Origin of the sequence: Pseudomonas sp. Q1 (assembly GCF_009935975.1) — a bacterium.
In the GTDB taxonomy this organism is placed as follows: Bacteria; Pseudomonadota; Gammaproteobacteria; order Pseudomonadales; family Pseudomonadaceae; genus Aquipseudomonas; species Aquipseudomonas palleroniana.
In genome coordinates this window covers 106,180-126,944 of record NZ_QODI01000002.1, presented here as the reverse complement: position 1 = coordinate 126,944, position 20,765 = coordinate 106,180, and the positions used below count along the sequence as shown (strand labels likewise).

At 62.3% G+C, this 20,765-nt stretch carries 18 protein-coding genes and 1 pseudogene; 12 read left to right on the top strand and 7 right to left on the bottom strand.

Features of this window, described 5'->3' with window-relative positions; translation table 11 throughout:
• Window positions 1-2 precede the first annotated feature (2 nt).
• Window positions 3-554, bottom strand: a complete 552-nt coding sequence (locus DK870_RS03390) for a GNAT family N-acetyltransferase (RefSeq protein WP_161547918.1) — start codon at window positions 552-554, stop codon at window positions 3-5.
• Window positions 555-722: 168 nt separating this feature from the next.
• Between DK870_RS03390 and DK870_RS03385 the strand changes: the two genes are divergently transcribed.
• From DK870_RS03385 to DK870_RS03375, 3 genes are read left to right on the top strand one after another with little or no spacing between them, the layout of a single operon-like run.
• Window positions 723-1,319 (top strand): 2OG-Fe(II) oxygenase, encoded by a 597-nt coding sequence (locus DK870_RS03385; protein ID WP_161547917.1) that lies wholly within the window; start codon window positions 723-725, stop codon window positions 1,317-1,319.
• The gene (locus DK870_RS03380; RefSeq protein WP_161547916.1) at window positions 1,312-1,584 is read left to right on the top strand and encodes an Ada metal-binding domain-containing protein; all 273 of its coding nucleotides are present in this window, start codon (window positions 1,312-1,314) and stop codon (window positions 1,582-1,584) included. The genes DK870_RS03385 and DK870_RS03380 overlap by 8 nt, the downstream gene beginning before the upstream one ends.
• The gene (locus DK870_RS03375) at window positions 1,568-2,311 is read left to right on the top strand and encodes a 2OG-Fe(II) oxygenase (protein ID WP_372241638.1); all 744 of its coding nucleotides are present in this window, start codon (window positions 1,568-1,570) and stop codon (window positions 2,309-2,311) included. Before DK870_RS03380 ends, DK870_RS03375 begins: the two co-directional genes overlap by 17 nt.
• 6 nt (window positions 2,312-2,317) lie before the next feature.
• Here the strand turns inward: DK870_RS03375 and DK870_RS03370 are convergent, their stop codons facing one another.
• Window positions 2,318-3,187: a S9 family peptidase gene (locus tag DK870_RS03370; RefSeq protein ID WP_161547915.1), complete on the bottom strand. Its 870-nt coding sequence runs from the start codon at window positions 3,185-3,187 to the stop codon at window positions 2,318-2,320.
• 141 nt (window positions 3,188-3,328) lie between these two features.
• On the opposite strand from DK870_RS03370, the gene DK870_RS03365 reads away from it, so the two are divergent.
• Window positions 3,329-3,943 (top strand): cysteine hydrolase, encoded by a 615-nt coding sequence (locus tag DK870_RS03365; protein WP_161547914.1) that lies wholly within the window; start codon window positions 3,329-3,331, stop codon window positions 3,941-3,943.
• Here DK870_RS03365 and treS read toward each other — a convergent pair.
• Window positions 3,921-5,987, bottom strand: a complete 2,067-nt coding sequence (treS, locus tag DK870_RS03360; protein ID WP_161547913.1) for a maltose alpha-D-glucosyltransferase — start codon at window positions 5,985-5,987, stop codon at window positions 3,921-3,923. The two genes, DK870_RS03365 and treS, sit on opposite strands and share 23 nt — an antisense overlap.
• 84 nt (window positions 5,988-6,071) lie before the next feature.
• Window positions 6,072-6,830 (bottom strand): AraC family transcriptional regulator, encoded by a 759-nt coding sequence (locus DK870_RS03355; protein WP_161547912.1) that lies wholly within the window; start codon window positions 6,828-6,830, stop codon window positions 6,072-6,074.
• Between the two features lie 187 nt (window positions 6,831-7,017).
• Between DK870_RS03355 and DK870_RS03350 the strand changes: the two genes are divergently transcribed.
• Genes DK870_RS03350 through DK870_RS03330 form a run of 5 tightly spaced genes read left to right on the top strand, consistent with a single transcriptional unit; the run spans window position 7,018 to window position 13,456 of the window.
• Window positions 7,018-8,643 (top strand): APC family permease, encoded by a 1,626-nt coding sequence (locus tag DK870_RS03350; RefSeq protein ID WP_161547911.1) that lies wholly within the window; start codon window positions 7,018-7,020, stop codon window positions 8,641-8,643.
• An 11-nt stretch (window positions 8,644-8,654) separates the two neighbouring features.
• On the top strand, window positions 8,655-9,581 hold the full coding sequence (locus DK870_RS03345; protein ID WP_161547910.1) for a 4-hydroxyproline epimerase: 927 nt from the start codon (window positions 8,655-8,657) through the stop codon (window positions 9,579-9,581).
• A 35-nt stretch (window positions 9,582-9,616) separates the two neighbouring features.
• On the top strand, window positions 9,617-10,564 hold the full coding sequence (locus DK870_RS03340; RefSeq protein WP_060752744.1) for a dihydrodipicolinate synthase family protein: 948 nt from the start codon (window positions 9,617-9,619) through the stop codon (window positions 10,562-10,564).
• Between the two features lie 58 nt (window positions 10,565-10,622).
• Window positions 10,623-12,194, top strand: coding sequence for an aldehyde dehydrogenase (NADP(+)) (locus DK870_RS03335; protein WP_161547909.1), 1,572 nt, complete (start codon window positions 10,623-10,625; stop codon window positions 12,192-12,194).
• 2 nt (window positions 12,195-12,196) lie between these two features.
• On the top strand, window positions 12,197-13,456 hold the full coding sequence (locus tag DK870_RS03330) for an FAD-binding oxidoreductase (protein ID WP_161547908.1): 1,260 nt from the start codon (window positions 12,197-12,199) through the stop codon (window positions 13,454-13,456).
• A 122-nt stretch (window positions 13,457-13,578) separates the two neighbouring features.
• Here DK870_RS03330 and DK870_RS03325 read toward each other — a convergent pair whose 3' ends face one another.
• The 3 genes from DK870_RS03325 to DK870_RS03315 form a co-directional block, all read right to left on the bottom strand.
• A complete protein-coding gene (locus DK870_RS03325; protein ID WP_060752741.1) occupies window positions 13,579-14,562 on the bottom strand; it encodes a GlxA family transcriptional regulator in 984 nt (327 codons plus the stop codon).
• Window positions 14,563-14,957: 395 nt separating this feature from the next.
• Complete coding sequence (locus tag DK870_RS03320) at window positions 14,958-15,566, bottom strand: LysE family translocator (protein WP_060752740.1); 609 nt, start codon at window positions 15,564-15,566, stop codon at window positions 14,958-14,960.
• A 164-nt stretch (window positions 15,567-15,730) separates the two neighbouring features.
• On the bottom strand, window positions 15,731-16,450 hold the full coding sequence (locus tag DK870_RS03315; RefSeq protein ID WP_060752739.1) for a CerR family C-terminal domain-containing protein: 720 nt from the start codon (window positions 16,448-16,450) through the stop codon (window positions 15,731-15,733).
• A 99-nt stretch (window positions 16,451-16,549) separates the two neighbouring features.
• Between DK870_RS03315 and DK870_RS29930 the strand changes: the two are divergent.
• The 3 genes and pseudogenes from DK870_RS29930 (at window position 16,550) to DK870_RS03300 (ending at window position 20,622) form a co-directional block, all read left to right on the top strand.
• Window positions 16,550-17,643 (top strand): annotated as a pseudogene (locus tag DK870_RS29930) (HlyD family secretion protein).
• Window positions 17,636-19,204 (top strand): DHA2 family efflux MFS transporter permease subunit, encoded by a 1,569-nt coding sequence (locus DK870_RS03305; RefSeq protein WP_161547907.1) that lies wholly within the window; start codon window positions 17,636-17,638, stop codon window positions 19,202-19,204. Before DK870_RS29930 ends, DK870_RS03305 begins: the two are co-directional and overlap by 8 nt.
• On the top strand, window positions 19,201-20,622 hold the full coding sequence (locus DK870_RS03300; protein WP_161547906.1) for an efflux transporter outer membrane subunit: 1,422 nt from the start codon (window positions 19,201-19,203) through the stop codon (window positions 20,620-20,622). The genes DK870_RS03305 and DK870_RS03300 overlap by 4 nt, the downstream gene beginning before the upstream one ends.
• Window positions 20,623-20,765 lie beyond the last annotated feature (143 nt).

Genomic DNA, 20,765 nt, shown 5'->3' with positions numbered 1-20,765 from the left:
GTTCAGGTATCGCTCACCGAGTGCCGACGCGCGAACGTGGCGCGTTCGACCTTGTAAAAGAAGTTTTCCTGCGTACCGACGGCCAGCTCTTTGATCGACGAGTGGGAGAACTTCCCGCCGATTTTCTCCATGGCCCGTTGCGAACGGATATTTTGCGCCGCGATGTGAAACCAGACCGTGTCGACCCACTGGAAGGCATGCTCGAGCATCAGGCGCTTGAGTTCTGCGTTCGCCCCGCCGCCCCACTTTTCTCGGGCCAGAAAGGTGTAGCCGATAGCAACCTCACGGGTCTTCTCGCTGAATTCGTAATAGCGCGAACTGCCCACGACCTTGCCGCTTGAACGGTCGATCACCACCAACACGCTGTTCGACGTCAGGGCTTCCTTGAACCATTCGCGAAAGACCGTTTCCTGATAACGCGTAGGGCTGGGGTGCTGTGCCCAGATCAAAGGGTCGGATGCGACGTTATATAGCGCGTCAAAATCCCCGGGCGCCAGTGGACGCAGCTCAAGTGAATCCCCAACGATTGACGCAGCGACAGGCAGCGATTGCATCCATGCTCTCCCGGAATCTGAACGTGCCCACGTGGGGCACAGGTGCGCTTGATTAAACAGCGCTTGAAGTTCCACCGCAAGAACCGGAGTTTCAGCCTCTCAACGGGTTCCCTACGCTGTGTTTACGGCCGCGACACCGGTAATGGCCGTCGAACGAAGGAAGCCCGCATGAACCGAATCGACACCCTGGATTGGCAAAGTATCCGCGTGGAGCTCGACCAGCAAGGCTTCGCCGTGCTGCCGGGTTTCCTGGGCCCACCCAACAGGGCGCGGGAACAGCTCCCGGCACTGCTGAACAGCCTCAGGCAGGAGTTTTATGCGCCGCTGGCACAGATCGCAAACCAATGGAACCTGATCGCCGGGAGGCCCTACGGCTTCCCGCTCCAACGCTCAACCGATCAGCGGCAACCCTCCTCGCCGCTGATGTGGTTGCGTGAAGGCGAGTCTCTGCCGCTTGGGCAGGCCATCGATGACGAAAGGGGGTTTGCGTTTCAGTTGACCGCCCTGCTGTCCTCTCCAGGCCAGGACTTCACCGGCGGCGAGTTGGTGCTGATCGAACAGCGGCCGAGGATGCAGTCACGCCCGATGGTGGTGCCCCTGCGGCTGGGTGATCTCGCAATCATCACCACGGCGCACCGGCCCTTCAAAGGCCGCAAGGGCTACTACCGCGTCACGATGAAACGCGCTATCAGCCGGGTTCGAAGCGGCGAACGGGTTGGGTTTTTCCTGAACTTTCACGGCACATCGGAGCGAGTCCATGGATAACGAGCGTGTCTGGATGCTATTGGGCCGAGCAGGCCAAGCCTGCCCCAGCACTCAACCGGGCACGCTGGGCGGCCACCGAACGGGCAAACGTTACGGCACGCTCGATTGCCGAGCGGCGCTGCAAGCGATCGCACGCGGGGGCTATGTGAAAAACCGCGTATTTTTCCTTGACGAGCCCGGCGCAATCGCTGCCGGCTATCGCCCTTGCGCCATCTGCATGCCCGCCGAATATCAGCGATGGAAACACAATGAATCGTCAAAATGAGCTAATGCTCGATAGCCCGGGTGCCCCTGGGGCCAGCCTGGAAGAGCTGGATTGGCAGATAATCGAAGCCGCACTGATGACCCACGGGTTTGCGCGACTGCCACCTTTGCTCAATCGCCAGACCTGTCTGGAGCTGGCGGCGCTCTACTCGAACAGCGAGCACTTTCGCAGCCGCGTCGTCATGGAGCGTCATGCCTTCGGGCGAGGTGAATACCAGTACTTTCGTTATCCCCTGCCCCCCATCGTCGAAGACCTGCGAACTCGGCTGTACAGCCACCTGGCGCCCATCGCCAACCGCTGGCACTCGGCATTGAACGTTGGCCAACGGTTTCCCGAAACCCACAGCGCCTTCAAAGCCGTTTGTCATCAGGCGGGCCAATGCAGGCCTACGCCGCTGATGCTGCGCTATCGGGTAAATGACTACACCTGCCTGCACCAGGACCTGTATGGCGAGCAGGTGTTTCCTTTTCAGGTCGTGTTTCTGCTGGATCAACCGGGGCTGGATTTCGACGGGGGCGAGTTCGTCCTCACCCAGACCCGCGCCAACCAGCCCGGCCAGGCCGAGGCCATCGCGCTTGAACAGGGCCAGGCGTTGATTTTCGCAGTGAACAGCCGACCGGCGCGCTCAACCCGAGGATTTTGCCGCGTGAGTGTCCGCCACGGGGTCAGCCGTCTGCATGGCGGCGAGCGCAGAACCCTCGGGATTATTTTCCACGATGCCAAATGAATGCGCTCAATGTGAAGCCTTCATGCCCTTGAGCCATTGCAGCGCATCGTCGACGGATGGGCCTGCGCCACCCGGCGATACGTTGTGACCCAACTCGGGATACAGTCGATATTCGAACGGTTTGCCCTTGGCCTTCATTGCGTCCAACCGTTCCACCGCTAAAAAAGCCGGGGTTTGCAGATCCTTGCCGCCCAGCAACCAGAGGCCCGGAATCGCAACCTTGGCCAGCGAATTACGAGGATCAGTGTCGGCAAATTGATAGCGGTCAGGGTCTTGCGCAATATGTTTGCGCACCTGCGCTTCACTGTACTGGGTCCAGAAATCCGCCTTGCCCTGGGTCAGAAACTGAAAGCGCAACTGCTCACGCGTTGTCAGCAGCGGCCCGCTGAACAGCACCATGAAGCTCACGGCATGGTTGTGCTCGGTAGCGATGGGGATGATCCAGCCGGCCTGGCTGAACCCCACCAGCCCAATCGGCAGCGCAGTGGCCGCAACCTGGGTTGATAAGGCCGCGACCGCTGCGTTCGCATCACCAGCCAAGGTTTGCAGGTTGGCCGCATCGAGATTATTAGTGCCCACCTCCGGCCCGACATAGACACCTTCCGATTGCCCGACGCCGCGCTTGTCATAGGTCAGTACCGCAATGCCATGACCCGCCAGTAGCGTCGCGAAATTCATCATGCGCTTTTCCTGACCGGAACCGTGCACCAGCACCACACCGACAACCGGATGCTCGGGCAGTAAAGCCGTGCCGGAGAGCGTAATACCGGCGTTGGAAAATTGGACTGCGTGGGTAGTGAAGCTGACGGCATCAGCGAGGACGAGCGTGGGCAACAACACAAACAGGCCCAATAACAGGCTGAGGGAACCGCGCATGATTCAATCCTGGAAAAAGCACATCCGAGTGCCGATGCGGCACTTTGACAGTCCCCTGTTGCCATCTCGTGACGCAGCAGTGACGACGCCTATCGCCTACGATTAAGCGCACACACCTATTCCAGCATCAGGAGAAACACCATGCAGGCCCACAAAACAGCAATCGTCTTGATCGAATTCCAGAACGACTTCACCACGTCCGGTGGCGTGTTCCACGACGCCGTGAAAGACGTGATGCAAACCTCCAACATGCTGGCCAACACTGCCACCACCATTGAGCAGGCGCGCAAGCTCGGCGTGACCATCATCCATATGCCGATCCAGTTTGCCGTCGGCTACCCTGAGCTGACCTTGCGCGCCTACGGGATTCTCAAAGGTGTCGTCGACGCCGGCGCCTTCCGGGCCGGGAGTTGGGGCGCCGAGATCAGCGACGCCCTGAGCCGCGACCCTGCCGACATCCTGGTCGAAGGCAAGCGTGGGCTGGACGCGTTCGCCAGCACCGGCCTGGACCTGGTGCTGCGTAACAACGGCATCCAGAACCTGGTGGTCGCGGGGTTCCTGACCAATTGCTGCGTCGAAGGCACGGTTCGATCGGGTTACGAAAAAGGCTACGACGTGATCACCCTCACCGACTGCACGGCCACATTCAGCGATGAACAACAGCACGCGGCCGAGCACTTCACGCTACCGATGTTTTCCCAAACCCTCAAACACAGCGCGTTTCTGACGGCACTCAAAGCATCGGAGAATGGCTGATCACCCGCAGCGCCAGGCCTTCATAGGCATCCAGCGTGAGGGTGAATTCCCCCTCGGCGGTCAGGTCGCCCTCAACCCGTTCGTTGATGATGTCGACCACCGGCCCTGGCGCGATATCCGGCAGGTGCAAGGTTTCGGTAATCGGCGTGGCGCCGAAGTTGAGCGCTGTGATCTGGGTGCCCTTGCCCGCCGGCAACTCGTGAACCATGACCAGCAAGCCCGGATGCTCCACGTCCGGCACCAGGATCTGACGGCTGGCCGCAATGTCATAGGCGCGGCGCACCGCGAGGATCTTTTGCAGTTGCGAGGCAAACGATTCGGGGTCCTGCAACTGTTCATTGAGATTGCCGTACAAGGTTCGCGCGCGCGGCATTTGCCCCGCCGACAGCTCGGCCTGCGGGTTCAGGTCCACCAGGTCGTAGGCCCCGCGATGAATCCAGCGTGTGTCGCCATCGGCCATCAGGTGCGCCACGTCCTGCGCCGCCAACGGCAACGCGCCCACCAGGTCCCAGCCGGACAAGGCGAACACCCCAGGTTGCATCGCGTTGTACATCGCCAGCAGCAGATGTATCTGGCGGATCTGCCGGATATCGGCAGCGGTGATCGCCTCCAGATCACGAATACCCAGGGCGGCCGTGATGATGCTCGCCGTAGTGCAGGACACCCCGTTGGTCACGAACTTGAGGTTATACGGCGCCTGTTCGCCGGCCAGGCGTTCGTACATCTGCTCGCGGATATGTTCGCGCAGGATATTGCCGGGGAAGGTCTGGCCTTGAAAGAGATAAGTGTCATGGGCGTGCAGGGTCCAGAAATGCACCAGCTCCAGGGTCAGTTCATCGTGGTTCTGTAGCGCGTGGATCAACGAACCGGGGTCGATGCCCTGGCTGTGCATCTCGCGCAGCATCAAGCGCAAAAACTCCGTGTCACCCACCAGCAAGGCATGCTGGTAGGCCGGCCGGGTGATGAAGTCATAGGAAAGGTCCGCGCCGCCGTGGGACATGGCGGCGATATCGTCCACGGTCAGGTTCAACTCCTGGAAGCTGAAGCCGCCCGCCTTGCGGATCGCCCCGCCCAACAACTGGTTGCCGGTGACGGCCAGCGGGTGGCTTTCCGACCAGGCCGTGCCATCAAGCTTGCGCTCCACACCCAGGAAGCCATTGGCGTCCAGGCGCAGGATCTTGGAGCCCATCACATCGATGGCATGCAAGGCGTCACCGATGATCATTTGTTGCGCGGCGAACGAAGGGTCCAGCCAGTTGAGCGAAGGCTGCCCCTCCTTGAAGTAATGCAAGTACACCCAGCGCCGCGGCTTGCCGTCCACGCCTTGCACCACGGGCGTTGCGCTCCAGTCGGTTTCCTTGACTCCCGGTTCGAAGAAGATCACCCGTTGCAGCTGGCCGACGATGTAATGCTTGTCGCGCAAGGCGTCGACCTGGGTCGGGCTGAGGTTCTGCGCATCGCGGCCCGGGGCGACGTCCGGCAGCAACGGCCAGTCTTCCTCGCGGATTTCCACCATGTGGTAAAGGCCGGGATAGTCTTCGTAGGCCATCTCGGCCAGGCGAAAATCCGCGCCTTTGCCGGTGTGCGAGGGGATGACGTCATCGATGACCACCGCGTTGTGCGCTGCGGCCATGCGCGTCAACGCTTGCAACTGCGCGTCGGTGCCCAGCTCCGGGTCGATTTCAAAGCTGATGCGGTCGAAATTGCCGTCGATGGTCGGCGTATGCCGGGTACCGGAAAGCCCGCCGGATTTTTTCAGCGGGCCGTTGTGAATCCCCTGAATACCGATCTTGGACAGCGCGTGCCACAGGCTTTCATCCCCCAACGCCTCCAGCACCGTGCCGCCTTCACGGGTCACGATAGACGCCGGGTACGCGGTAAACCACACAGACGACAACGCTGACGCATCACGGGGCCGGGTCTGCGCGTAGGGCTGCTGCCACAAGCGCCCCTGCCCGGAATACAGCTTGGCCCGCTGGCGTGCCGCGTGCAGCATCGATTGCTCAACTAGCCAGTTCACATGATCGTTGTCTACCGCCGTCATAAGCCTGATACCTGTGTGGTGAAAGGGTATTGGTAAGCATAGGAGGGTCAACGGCGGTCATTCGTTGCATTGCGTTGGCGCTAACTATTCCAACTGCCGATATTGGCGCGGGGTGAACCCGGTCGACGCCTTGAACTGCCGGGTAAACGCACTGTGGTCGGTATAGCCGCACTGCAATGCCACATCGGTGATCGGCAGTTCGGTATGCAGCAGCCGATGGGCGTTCTCCAAGCGCACCTTCTGGATCATCTGGCGCGGCGTGAGGTGGAAGACACGCTTGCAATAACGCTCGAGCTGCGCCACAGAAATGCCGGCAATGCGCGTCAACTCACCGAGGGTGACACGTCGATTGAAGTTGTGCCGGATATACTCGTCCACAGCCGCGAGCCGCTGATAGGCCGGATGTTTTTCGCTGGCCGACTGCAGGTCTACCGAAATGCCCGCCAAGCCGATGATCTGGTTTTCGTGGTTATACAAGGGCCATTTATGGGTCAGGCACCAGCCCGGCTCGCGAGTGCCATACAGGTGCAGTTCAAGCTGATCCTCCAGCACATACCCTTGCTCCAGCACGCGCCGATCCTGCTCGGTGTAACCCGGCCCCAACTGCGCCGGAAACACTTCGGCGCTGGTCTTGCCCAACAGCGGCTGCAGCTGTTTGAGGCCGCAACGTTGCACCAGCGTGTGGTTGGCGAGTAGGTAACGGGCGTCGACATCCTTGATGAAAATCGCGGCATTGGGGATCACGTCCAGCATCGGCAACAGCTGCGCCATACCCGCCAGTAGCTGCTCGATGCTGTGTGGGCGTGCCCCCTGGAGAAGGGCCGTAAACGCGCTCTGCATCATGATTTCAACCGCTCGTTTGGGCTTTGACGCCGAGCAGATTGCGCCATGTTCGCACGCCTGTCGAGCGCGGCAAATTGTGCCGAATTCGTCATTCACATCCGCGTAAAACATCAATCGCCGCCCCCCTTGATGCGTTCAGGATAGCGCCACTGCATGCCTATCCAATAACTCACAAGAAGGCGCCGCCATGTCTGCTCAAGGCAAGTTCAAGAAACAACTTTCACTGATGGACCTCACCTTTATCGGGCTGGGCGCCATCTTCGGTTCGGGCTGGTTGTTTGCGGCCAGCCACGTGTCTGCAATCGCCGGCCCCGCAGGGATTTTCTCCTGGTTGCTGGGTGGCTTCGCGGTGCTGCTGTTGGGCATTGTGTACTGCGAACTCGGCGCCGCTCTGCCCCGAGCCGGGGGTGTGGTGCGCTACCCGGTGTATTCCCACGGCCCACTGCTCGGCTACCTGATGGGTTTTATCACGCTGATCGCGTTTTCCAGCCTGGTGGCGATTGAAGTGGTTGCCTCGCGCCAATATGCGGCGGCCTGGTTTCCCGAGCTGACCCAAGCCGGTTCCAGCGACCCGACCACCCTCGGTTGGCTGGTGCAGTTTGCCCTGCTGTGCCTGTTTTTCATCCTCAACTACCGCAGCGTGAAAACCTTCGCCATCGCCAATAACCTGGTGAGCGTGTTCAAGTTCATCGTGCCGCTGCTGGTAATCGGCGTGCTGTTCACCTTCTTCAAGCCGGAGAATTTCCAGGTGCATGGCTTCGCACCCTTTGGTCTTTCGGGAATTGAAATGGCCGTGTCGGCCGGCGGTGTGATTTTTGCGTACCTGGGCCTCACGCCGATCATCTCGGTGGCCAGTGAAGTGAAGAACCCGCAACGCACGATTCCGATTGCACTGATCCTTTCGGTGTTGCTGTCCACCGCAATCTACGTGTTGCTGCAAACCGCCTTCCTCGGGGGTGTGCCGACGCAAATGCTCGCCAACGGCTGGGCCGGAATCAGCAAGGAACTCGCCCTGCCGTATCGCGACATCGCCCTGGCGCTGGGTGTGGGTTGGCTGGCGTACCTGGTGGTGGCCGACGCGGTGATCTCCCCCAGCGGCTGCGGCAATATCTACATGAATGCCACGCCGCGTGTGGTGTACGGCTGGGCGCAGACCGGCACCTTCTTCAAGGTCTTCACCCGCATCGATGAAAAATCCGGCATCCCGCGCCCGGCGCTGTGGCTGACCTTTGGCTTGTCGGTGTTCTGGACCCTGCCGTTCCCCTCCTGGGAAGCGCTGATCAATGTGGTCTCCGCCGCCCTGATCCTCAGTTACGCGGTAGCCCCGGTGACCGTCGCCGCGCTGCGCCGCAATGCGCCGCACATGCTGCGCCCGTTCCGCGTCAAGGGCATGGCGGTGCTCGGCCCGCTGTCGTTCATCATTGCCGCACTGATCGTGTACTGGTCCGGCTGGAGCACCGTGTCCTGGCTGCTCGGCCTGCAAATCCTGATGTTTGCGGTGTACCTGCTGTGTGCCCGGTGGGTGCCGACCGCGCACCTGAACCTGCAGCAGCAAGTGCGCTCGTCGGCCTGGCTGATCGGTTTCTACGCGGTGACCATCCTGCTCTCCAAGCTCGGCAGTTTCGGTGGTATCGGCGTGCTCAGTCATCCATTCGACACGCTGGTCGTCGCGGCCTGTGCCCTGGGGATTTATTACTGGGGCGCCGCCACCGGCGTGCCTGCGCACCTCGTGCGCCTGGAAAACGAAGACGACGAAAGCGAAGCCGTGAGCGCCACGCACTACAGCGCCCCCCTGTCCCCGGCTACCCCTTGATGGAGCGTTTTATGAAACGGTTGCACGTTATCGACTCCCACACCGGCGGCGAACCCACACGCCTGGTCATGGACGGCTTTCCTGAACTGGTCGGCGATACCCTCGCCGAAAAACTCGACTATCTGCGCACCCATCACGACCAATGGCGCCGCGCCTGCCTGCTCGAACCGCGTGGCAATGATGTGCTGGTCGGCGCGCTGTACTGCGCGCCGATCACACCCGGCGCGACCTGCGGGGTGATCTTCTTCAATAACGCCGGCTACCTCGGCATGTGCGGCCACGGCACCATCGGCCTGGTGGCCTCGCTGTACCACCTGGGTGATATCGCACCCGGCGTCCACCACATCGACACGCCAGTCGGCCCGGTCGCCGCCACGCTGCACGCCGACGGTGCCGTGACCCTGCGCAACGTGCCGGCCTATCGTTATCGCCAAGCCGTGTCGGTGCAGGTGCCTGGGCATGGCGTGGTGCAGGGCGATATCGCCTGGGGCGGCAACTGGTTTTTCCTGGTGTCGGACCACGGCCAGACGTTGCAGATGGATAACGTCGACGTCCTGAGTGACTACACCCGGACGCTGCTCAAGGCGCTGCGCACCCAGGGCATTTCTGGCGCAGACGGTGCCGTGATCGACCATATCGAGCTGTTCGCCGATGACGCCCAGGCCGACAGCCGCAACTTCGTCATGTGCCCCGGCGGCGCTTACGACCGCTCGCCTTGCGGCACCGGCACCAGCGCCAAACTCGCGTGCCTGGCCGCTGATGGAAAACTCGCCGAGGGTGAAACCTGGGTGCAAGCCAGCATCACCGGCAGCCAATTCGAAGGCCGCTATGAGTGGGACGGCGAACACGTACGCCCCTTCATTACCGGCCGCGCCTATATGACCGCCGACAGCACCTTGCTGATCGACGCACAGGACCCTTTTGCCTGGGGCATCTGAGCCCCCCGCCTCTTCAACTGAACGGAGCTAAAACAATGAGCGACAATATCTTCACCGGTTGCATCCCCGCCCTGATGACCCCGTGCACCCCAGAACGCAAACCGGACTTCGATGCGCTGGTTGCCAAAGGCCGCGAACTGGTCGATATCGGCATGAGCGCCGTGGTGTATTGCGGCTCGATGGGCGACTGGCCGTTGCTCACCGAAGCCGAACGCCAGGAAGGTGTGGCACGCCTGGTAGCGGCCGGGGTACCGACGATTGTCGGCACCGGCGCAGTGAACAGCCGTGAAGCGGTGGCCCACGCAGCCCATGCGGCCAAGGTCGGCGCCCACGGTTTGATGGTGATTCCCCGGGTGCTGTCGCGTGGTGCCAGTGCCACTGCGCAAAAGGCCCACTTTGCGGCGATCCTCAAGGCGGCGCCGAACCTGCCGGCGGTGATCTACAACAGCCCTTACTACGGTTTCGCCACCCGCGCCGACCTGTTCTTCGAACTGCGCCGCGAACACCCGAACCTGATCGGCTTCAAGGAATTCGGCGGTGGCGCGGACCTGCGTTATGCGGCGGAAAACATCACCTCCAAAGACGATGACGTGACCCTGATGGTGGGTGTCGACACCCAAGTGGTCCACGGTTTCGTCAACTGCAACGCCACCGGCGCCATCACCGGCATCGGCAACGCGCTGCCTCGGGAAGTGCTGCAACTGGTCGCACTGAGCAAACAAGCCGCCAAGGGCGACGCCAAGGCTCGACGCCTGGCCCGTGAGCTGGAAGCGGCGCTGGGCGTGTTGTCGTCGTTCGATGAAGGCTGTGACCTGGTGCTGTATTACAAGCACCTGATGGTCCTCAACGGCGAGCGGCAATACGCCCTGCACTTCAATGAAACCGACGTACTCAGTGACGCTCAACGCCGTTATGCCGAAAACCAGTACGCCCTGTTCCGCCAGTGGTACGCCAACTGGTCGGCTGAACAGAACGTCGCCTGAGCCTTTCGCGCCGCCGTGACGGTCACGGCGGCCCCTTCCTTTTTTGCAGGACGACTCCATGACTCTGACGGGTAGTATGCTGATCGGACAGCACGCCGTTTACGGCAATCGCGAAGCGATCCGGGCCATCAACCCCGCCACCAACAGGCCGCTGGAGCCCGCCTATCACGGCGGCAGTGGCGAGCACGTCGAACGCGCCTGTGCCCTGGCCTGGGCGGCGTTCGACACCTTTCGTGAAACCTCACTGGAGGTTCGCGCGAGTTTTCTCGAAAGCATTGCCGAGCACATCGAGGCGCTCGGCGATGAACTGATCGAACGCGCCGTGGCCGAAACCGGCCTGCCGCCCCAGCGCATCCAGGGTGAGCGCGGCCGTACCTGCGGGCAATTGCGCACCTTCGCGCGCACCGTGCGTGCGGGTGAATGGCTGGACGTACGCGTGGATACCGCTGAGCCTGCGCGACAACCGCTGCCGCGTGCGGACCTGCGCCAACGCCAGGTGCCGCTCGGACCGGTAGCGGTCTTCGGTGCGAGTAATTTCCCGCTGGCCTTTTCCGTGGCCGGCGGTGACACCGCGTCGGCGCTGGCGGCGGGATGCCCGGTGATCGTCAAGGCCCACGGCGCGCACCCAGGCACCAGCGAGCTGGTCGGGCGCGCAGTGGCCCGGGCGGTGAGTGCCTGCGGTCTGCCGCCGGGCGTGTTCTCCCTGCTGTACGGTTCGGGCCGTGAAGTGGGAATCGCGCTGGTGACCGACGCACGGATCAAGGCCGTCGGGTTTACCGGCTCGCGCAGCGGCGGTCTGGCCTTGACCCAGGCGGCGCAGGCGCGGCCCGAACCCATCCCGGTGTATGCCGAGATGAGCTCGATCAACCCGGTGTTGTTGTTCCCCGCAGCGCTGCAAGCCCGCGCATCCGCGTTGGCTGAGGGCTTTGTGGCGTCGTTGACCCAGGGGGCCGGGCAGTTTTGTACCAACCCCGGTCTGTTGATTGCCCGCGCAGGCGAGGCGCTGGATCGCTTCATCGGTGCCGCGAGCGAGCGACTGCAAGGCTGCACGGCGCAGACCATGCTCACGCCCGGCATTTTCAATGCCTATGCCACCGGTGTGAGTGCACTGGCGGAACATGCACAGGTCGTCGCCCAGGGGTTGCCGGCCACCGGTCCGAACCAGGGCCAGGCGCATCTGTTCATCACCCAGGCCGACGCGTTGCTCGCCAACCAGCACCTGCAAGCGGAGATCTTCGGGGCCAGCGCCCTGCTGGTGGTGTGTGCCGACGATGTGCAAGTGCGCCAGGTGTGCGAGCATCTGGAAGGCCAGCTCACCGCCACCCTGCATCTGGAGGCAGCCGACCTGGCCAGCGCCAGCGCCTTGCTGCCGGTGCTTGAACGCAAAGCCGGGCGCCTGCTGGTCAACGGCTGGCCGACCGGCGTGGAAGTCTGCGACGCCATGGTCCACGGTGGCCCGTTCCCGGCGACCTCCGACGCCCGCAGTACCTCGGTGGGGACGGCGGCGATCCTGCGTTTCCTGCGCCCGGTGTGTTATCAGGACTTCCCGGACAGCCTGCTGCCCCACGCACTTGAGCAGGCCAATCCGCTGCAGCTGCGGCGCTTGCTCAACGGCCGGAGAGAGGTGTAGCCATGGGCGCTTCCAACACGGCCGATATCGCGGTCGTCGGCGCCGGCATTATCGGCGTCGCCTGTGCCCTGCAATTGGCGCGTCAGGGCCACCGCGTGGTAGTCGTCGACCCGCAGGCCCCGGGCATGGGCGCCTCCTATGGCAATGCCGGGCACCTGGCGACCGAGCAGGTGTTCCCGATTGCCGATAGTTCTATCCTCAAACGCCTGCCGGCCATGCTGATGGACCCCATGGGCCCCTTGCGCCTGGACTGGAAATACCTGCCGCGCGCCCTGCCCTGGTTTGCGCGCCTGCTGCTGAACCTGCGCCCGGCCCGCTACCGGCAAACGGTGGCGGGCATCCGTGCGCTCAATGAGGCCAGCCTCGGGGCCTGGCAGCGCTTGCTGCAGTCGATTGAACAAGCGCAACTGCTGCGTGCAGACGGCTCGTTGCTGGTGTATGAACGCGCCGAGTCGCATGCGGCCATTGAGGCGTTGCGCGAGCGCATGCAGCAGCAAAACGTGGCGGTGGCGGTCTGGTCAGGCGATGCGGTGCGCCAGGCGGCGCCGCAATTGAGCGATAGCATCCAGGGTGCGCTGTTTTTTCCAGGCACCGGCCACTTTCTCGACCCTTTTCACGTGGTCGGCGAGCTGGTCAAGGCCGCCAAGGCCCAGGGTGTGCAATTTCTCAAGCAGAGCGTCGTGGATGGGCGTGTCGAGGCCGATGGCGTCTCGTTGATGACGGACCAGGGCGCGCTGACGGCGCGCCAGGTACTGATTGCCTGCGGTGCGCATTCGGCCCGGCTCACCGCTGCGCTGACCGGTAAAAAAGTCCCGCTGGACACCGAGCGCGGCTATCACCTGATGCTGCCTCATGAACAAGACCGCCTGCCGTTCGCCGTCACCTCCTTTGAGCGCAAGTTCATCATGACGCCCATGCTCGGCGGCTTGCGCCTGGCAGGCACGGTGGAATTCGCCGGGCTGCTGCGCCCGCCGAATATGCAGCGCGCCTGGCAATTGCATCGCTTGAGCCAGGGCTTGTTTCGCCAGGACCTGAGTACGCAAGACGCCACGCCCTGGATGGGCTTTCGGCCGTCTTTGCCCGACTCTTTGCCGATCATTGATCGCGTCGCTGATGGCAAGGTGCTGCTTGCGTTCGGCCATCAGCATCTGGGGCTGACGCAGGCGGCCGTTACGGCGGAAATGGTCGTGCAACTGCTCAAACCTGAACCACTGAACCCTGGGTTACCGGCTCAGGGAGCCTATCGGTTGGAGCGTTTCTAAAAGTCGAGCTTCAGCGAGGCTGCTAAGGCGGTGTGTCAGGTGACGTCTCTATCGATTGTGCCGCCCCTATCGAAGCCTCGCTAAAGCTCGACATCTCCCACACTGAGCGGCGTTGGCGCGGGTTACTTGACCAGTCGCTTCTCTTTCGACGGCCGATAGCCGAAGTAGGCGCTGTAGCACTTGCTGAAATGGCTCGGCGACACAAACCCGCACGCAACCAGCACATCGACTTGGGACAACTCGGTGTGCTGCAGCAACCGCCGCGCCTCGGTCACGCGCAATTCCATGTAATAGCGTTGCGGCGTGGTGCCCAACTGCTCCTTGAACAAACGCTCCAGCTGACGCCGCGAACGGCCGGCGTACACGGCCAGTTGGTCGAGTTCGAGGGGTTCTTCCAGGTTGGCGTCCATCAGTTTCACCACCTCGCGCAACGGCGCGCTGACGCAGACGTTCTCGGTGGGTTTGATCCGGCGATAACGCGACTCTTCAAAGGCCAGGATGTCTTCGATCCCTTCGACCAGCGCCTTGCCATGCAGCTCCTTGATCCAGTCGAGCGCCATATGGAAGGCTCCCGATGGGCTGGAAGCCGTCAGGCGGTCGCGGTCGATCACGTAGGGCTCGCTGGTGACCTGGGCGGCCTTGGACACCTCCGCCAGTGCCGGGCGATGTTCCGGGTGAATGGCGCAGCGGTACCCGTCCAGCAGGCCGGCCCGCCCGAGGAACCAGGCGCCATTCCACAGGCCGGCGAGGCCGATACCGAGTTCGTCGGCGGTACGCAGCAGTTGTATCAACTCATCGCCCGCCTTGAGTTCGGTGCGAAAACCACCACACACCACCAATAGATCCAGCTCCTGCAATACCGCCGCGTGCAGGGGCGCATCGGGGCGGATCACCAGGCCCAGGTCGCTGATCACCTCGGCATCGCTGAAGCCGAAAGTACGCGTCGTAAACAGCTCGGGCCGCAACAGGTTGGCGGTGATCAGCGTATCGAGGGCCTGGGTGAATGCGGGCAGGGAGAAATGTTCAAGCAACAAAAAGCCGACGCGCTTGAGCGACGACGGCTGTTGGGGAGAGTCATTGAGGTAGCGCAGGTTCTTGCCTTTCATACCACCGCTGAACTGGCGTCTTTCCATCGAGGGTCGGCCCACTGTTATTGTTGAGTGCTGTGGGCGACATCTTAGAGGATTGGTGCGTCAAAGCGGCGAAAACGTGGAATGCAGGGCTGATCTTTATAAACACGGCCCCTTTGCAAGCCCGCGCCGCTGCACACCCAGAGTGATCTGATACGGTTTTTTCTTTCGCATCTGCCGCTGTATCGAAATCGGCCCCGAGCGGACAATAGCCTCACTCCCGACACCCTTGTCGAGCATGGCAGGCAGGTTCCTGCCATCCCCTTCCCTTCGGAGGCGTTATGACCAAGATGGCACTTTTCCTGTTCGGCTTTCTGGTGCTGACCATCGGTATCGGCATGCTGGCGACCATATCCCCGGTTTAAAGCCGATCAACTGCCCGCGAGCATCGGATACAACGACACCACCAGCAGCGCAGCCATCAACCCGTTGAACAACCGCAACCATCGCGGCTCGCGCAACACATTGCGCAAGCCGCTGCCACAGCCCACCCAGACACACACGCTGGGCAAGTTGACCACGGCAAACACCAGGGCGATCACCAGCACGTTGGTGATATAACCCTCGGCCGGCGTATAGGTGGTGATCGCGCCCAACGCCATGATCCATGCCTTGGGGTTGACCCATTGAAACGCCGCTGCCGCCAGGAACGTCATGGGCTTGCCCTGCTCATCACTGCTGTCGGACATCCCCGCGGAAGTCGCAATCTTCCACGCCAGATACAGCAAGTAGGTCGCGCCCATATAGCGCAACACCGTGTAGGCCCACGGAAACAGCTTGAACACCTCGCCCAGGCCCAGCCCGACCGAAATCACCAGCACCATGAAGCCGATGCTGATCCCCAAGGCATGGGGCATCGAACGGCGAAACCCGAAGTTCACCCCCGACGCCAGCAACATGGTGTTGTTGGGGCCCGGGGTGATCGAGGACACGAAAGCGAACAGCACGAAGGCAGACAGCAGGCTGGTAGACATGAACATGGCGCGGCATCCTGGCGGTTGTTATGTCTGCGACAGTAAAGGGTTCTCGAACGGAACGCCCCGTACAGCTAAGAACGGAGCGAGGAATACACTTAGGTTCTCTCGAGAGAATCAGGTTTTTCGGTACCGTACGGCCACACCGCAAAAGATCACCGGCCTCAACGCTATGGAACGGAACTGGATGAGAAATCACGCTGCCTGACCAACCCCTCCAACGTAAACCGCGCCTGCATCAACACCACATCCCGCACCAGTTCCATCTCCTTCTGATTCACTTGCGTCCACTTCAGCGCCTCGAGCAGCTTGGGTTTCTGTACCCGAAATGCCAGCCCTTGGGTGAACAGCGCCATGGAGTGAATCACCGTGCGTTCATCTTCCACGGGAAAACCGGCCAGGCGCGCGATCAGTTGGCGGATGACCCGGCCAATACGCGCCTTGAAGCGATCTTCAAACGCCATGGTCGCGCTTTCAGGGCATAGACCCGCCTGATGCCGATCGAGAAAGGCGCGCCAGGCCGTGGCCTGGGGGCTGTCCTGGATCGTCGAGACCACGGTCGCCAGGATGCCCAGCGACACTTCGATCAAGGTGCTGTCTTGAGCCTTCGCATCGCCCAGCGCGCACTCTGCGGCGTCCACGCAGGGGCCCATTTTGCCCCAGAGCAACGTAATCAAATGCTCGACGCACTCCAGGTACACCCCCTCCTTGCCATCGAAATAGTACTGGATCGCCGGGGCGTTGACGCCGGCTGCCGTGGCGATGTCGCGGGTGGAGGCGCGGTCGTAGCCACGCTCGCCAAACACCACGATCGCCGCCTCGATGATACGTGCGCGAGTTTCTTCACCACGCTGATAGCCACCCTCAGCGGCGGGTTTATGTCGTGCCATGTGCCGTTCCTTTTCTCTACCGGAGCAAAATATACCAGTTGACAAAAATTCGCGAAGAATAGAATTTATTCCAGCTGATATAAATCTGGAGTGACCTCAATGTCTGCCGCACCTCCCTCTCCTCAGGTCATTCCTGATGACACCGTCAATGGCCAGCGTGGCAAGGCCCGACGCATCCTCCTGAGCATCGCGACCCTCGCGTTGCTGGTCGGCCTGGGCTGGGCCGCGTGGTGGTGGCTTTCCGGGCGATTTATCGAGACCACCGACGATGCTTATTTGCAGGCCGACAGTATCAGCGTAGCCCCCAAGATCAGCGGCTATGTCGCGCAAGTCCTGGTGAGCGACAACCAGAACATCAAGCGCGGCGACGTGCTGGTCCGCCTGGACGCACGCAAGTATCAGGCGGTCAGCGACGAACCGCGCGTCAGGCCGACTACGCCAAGGCCCAGGCCGACCTGGTGCAGCAGGACTCGACCATCGCCGAAGCCCGCGCCCAGTTGCAAGGTGCCCAGGCCGACGCCCGCCACGCGCAGACTGAAGTAGCGCGCTACGCCCCGTTGGCCCGCTCCGGCGCCGAGCCGCAGGAGCGTCTGGCCCAACTCAATAACCAACTGGCGCAGGCGCGCAGCACCGTGGCCGCCAAACAGGCCGCATTGCGCTCCAGCGAAACGCGTTACGGCACCCTGCAAGCCCAACTCAAACAGGCCCAGGCACAACTTGGCGTGGCCAAGGCCAGCGAGGCGCAGAGCCAGTTGGATGTGGATGACGCGGTGATCCGCAGCCCTCTGGATGGCCGGGTGGCCGATCGTGGCGTGCGCGTCGGCCAGTACGTACAACCCGGCACCCGTTTGCTGACAGTGGTGCCCATCAGTGCGATCTACCTCACCGCCAACTACAAGGAAACCCAAATCGGCGACATGCGCCCAGGCCAAAGCGTCAGCGTGCACGTGGATGCACTGCCGGGTCGTAAGCTGGAGGGGCATATCGACAGTCTCTCGCCTGGCACCGGCGCACAATTTGCGTTGTTACCGCCGTCGAATGCCACCGGCAACTTCACCAAAATCGTACAGCGTGTGCCGGTGCGTATCGCCCTGGATATACCGGAAGATGTACGCATCGCACTGATGCCCGGCCTGTCGGCAACGGTGGAAGTAGACACCCGCACCCACGGCGCGGACGCCAATCATGGCTGACGCCCTGATCGCCGAGGTAGCCACCGAGAAACCGCGCAACGCCTCGCTGACGGACTGGATCGCCGTCGCTGCTGGCGCGTTGGGCGCCTTGCTGGCGACGCTGGACGTATCGATCACCAACTCGGCATTACCGCAGATTCAGGGACAGATCGGGGCCACCGGCACCGAAGGTACCTGGATCGCTACCGGTTACCTGATGTCTGAAATCGTCATGATCCCCCTCGCCGCCTGGCTGACACGAGTATTCGGCCTGCGCCGGTTCCTGATCGGCACCGCTTTGATGTTCACCGCGTTTTCAATGTTCTGCGGCCTGTCGGCGAGCCTCGGCGCGATGATCGCCGGGCGCATCGGCCAGGGCTTCGCCGGTGGTGCGATGATTCCCACCGCGCAGACCATCGTGCGCACGCGGCTACCGCCGCACCAATTGGCAATCGGCACCACGATGTTCGGCATGACCGTGATCCTCGGCCCCTTGCTCGGCCCGGTGATCGGCGGCTGGCTCACGGAAAACATCAACTGGCGCTGGTGCTTCTTTCTCAACCTGCCCATCAGCATCGCGTTGATCACCCTGCTGATCACCGGCCTGCCGACCGAGCGCATGAACCTGCAACACTTCATCAGCGCCGACTGGCTGGGCATCCTGGGCCTGGCCATGGGCCTCAGTTCACTCACCGTGGTGCTTGAGGAGGGCCAGCGCGAGCATTGGTTCGACTCGTTGTTGATCACCTGGCTGAGCATCGCTACGGCGGTGGGTTTCTTCCTGATTGCCATCGGGCAGTTCAGGTCGCGTAAACCGATCCTGCGCCTGCAACTAGTGCTTAACAAAAGTTTCGGCAGCGTGCTGTTGATCGCCACCGCCGTGGGGGCCGGGCTCTATGGCACGGCGTATCTGGTGCCGCAGTTCCTTGGCGTTCTGTCCGGCTACAACGCCCAGCAGTCGGGCGCAATCATGCTGCTGTCAGGGATTCCGGCATTTATGCTGATGCCCATACTGCCGCGCATGCTCGGTCGCTACGACTTGCGCTGGATGGTCGGCGCTGGTCTGTTGCTGTATTGGGCCAGTTGTTTTGTGGACACCACGCTCACCGCTGACAGCGTCGGCCACGATTTCGTCTGGTCACAGCTGTTACGCGGCTTTGGGCAGATTCTAGTGATGATGCCCCTCAGCCAACTGTCGATGCGCTCAGTCGACACACGCGACGCCGGCGATGCCGCCGGGCTCTACAACATGTCGCGCAACTTGGGCGGCACCCTCGGGTTGGCCTTGCTCGGCGTGCTGATGGACCGACGCAGTCACTTTCATGACGACATGCTGCGTGAGGGCATCCAAGCCAACAGTCAATTGGCCCAGGCCGACATGGCAAGTCATACCGCCAGCTACCTGGCGCAAACCGGCGATCCATCCAGCGCACCGCTGCAGGCACTGGCCCAGTTGGCCAATGATATTGCCCGGCAGGCTTCGGTGATGGCCTATAACGATTCATTCTATGTACTGGGACTCGCGATGCTGGCGTGCCTGCCCCTGATATTCATCCTGAAAAAGCGCACGGTACCCCGATGATTGCTCGCTGCTTTCCCCTGCTTCTCACCGTCGGCCTGCTGTCTGCCTGCACCGTCGGCCCGGACTATCCAGGTGCCCCCACCGTTGCGCCAAAAACCCTGGCGGCCGGGCGTCTGCCCCATGCCGGCAACCATGCGTCAAACGCACCTGCCGTCGCCCAATGGTGGCGGACACTGGGCGATTCGCGACTCAACGGGTTGATCGAACAAGCCCTGCAAAACAGCCCCGACATCGCCACCGCCCAAGCCCGCGTAAAACAGGCCCGCGCCAGCCTCAGCGGCGCCCGCGCCGACGCAATGCCCAAGGTCACCGGCGACGCGGCAATGCTCAGGTTGCGCTCTCCCGACACCTCGGCGCTCGGCGGCACTGGTGGCGGCGGTCGCGGCCCATTGAGCCTGTACCTTGCAGGCTTCGATGCCAGTTGGGAGGCCGACCTGTTCGGTGGCACCCGTCGCGCCGTCGAAGCCGCACAGGCAGAGGCTGACTCGGCGCAGGCGCAGTTGGCCGATGCCCAGGTACAACTCGCGGCCGAGATCGTCCAGGCCTATACCGACCTGCGCGACCAGCAGGCACGCCTGGCGCTGGTAGACGCGAGTGTCGAGATCGAAAACCAGGCCTTGAACCTTACTCAGCAACGCCGCGACCGCGGCGTGGCCTCTCAATTGCAGCTTGAGCAAGTATTGACCCAAGCCGAAAACACTCAAGCTCAGCGCCTGCCGCTGCAAGCGTCCATCGCCGAATCCCTCGACCAACTCGACCTGCTCTGCGGCCTGGAGCCTGGCGAACTCGACAGCCAACTCAGCACCACCCGCGCCCTGCCCGCCCTCCCTGCCGCCGTCCCCATCGCCGACCCGGCCACCCTGTTGAAGGCCCGCCCCGACATTCGCATGGCCGAACGCAAACTGGCGTCGAGCTACGCCCAAATCGGCGAGAAAACCGCAGACTGGTTCCCCAAACTGAGCCTGATGGGCGACTTGTCTTTCTCCGCCGGTGATGCGGGGCACTTGGTGCGCAAAGACAACGGGAGTTGGCTGATACTGCCGCGCATCACCTGGAACGCTCTGGATTTCGGCCGCGTCAGCGCCAGCGTCAGAGGTGCCGAAGCCGGACGTGACGAAGCGCTCGCGCAGTACAAGAGCGTGGTGTTGGGCGCGCTGCGCGATGCGGATGTGGCCTTGGCGCGGTATGGGCATCAACGCCAGAACGTGCTGCTGTTGCGCAATGTGGAGTCTTCGGCAGTGCGTGCGGCCGATCTGACTCGTCAGCGTTATCGGGCGGGAACTGCGAGCACGCTGGACTGGCTGGATGCAGAGCGCACGCGGTATCAGGCCCAGGAGAGCCGGATCTCGGGGGATGCGCAGTTGTTGAAGGACTTTGCTTCATTGCACAAGGCCTTGGGGCTGGGGTGGACGCTTTGATCAAGTGCTCCGGATGGGCTACAACAACAGCTGAGCCCGCGCACGTTTCGCTGATCAGGCAAGCAATTCATTACGCTACATTGTCTGTCAGCGTATTTGCGATCGGCATCTCCCTCTCGCAATTGCTGATCGGCCCGCTGTCT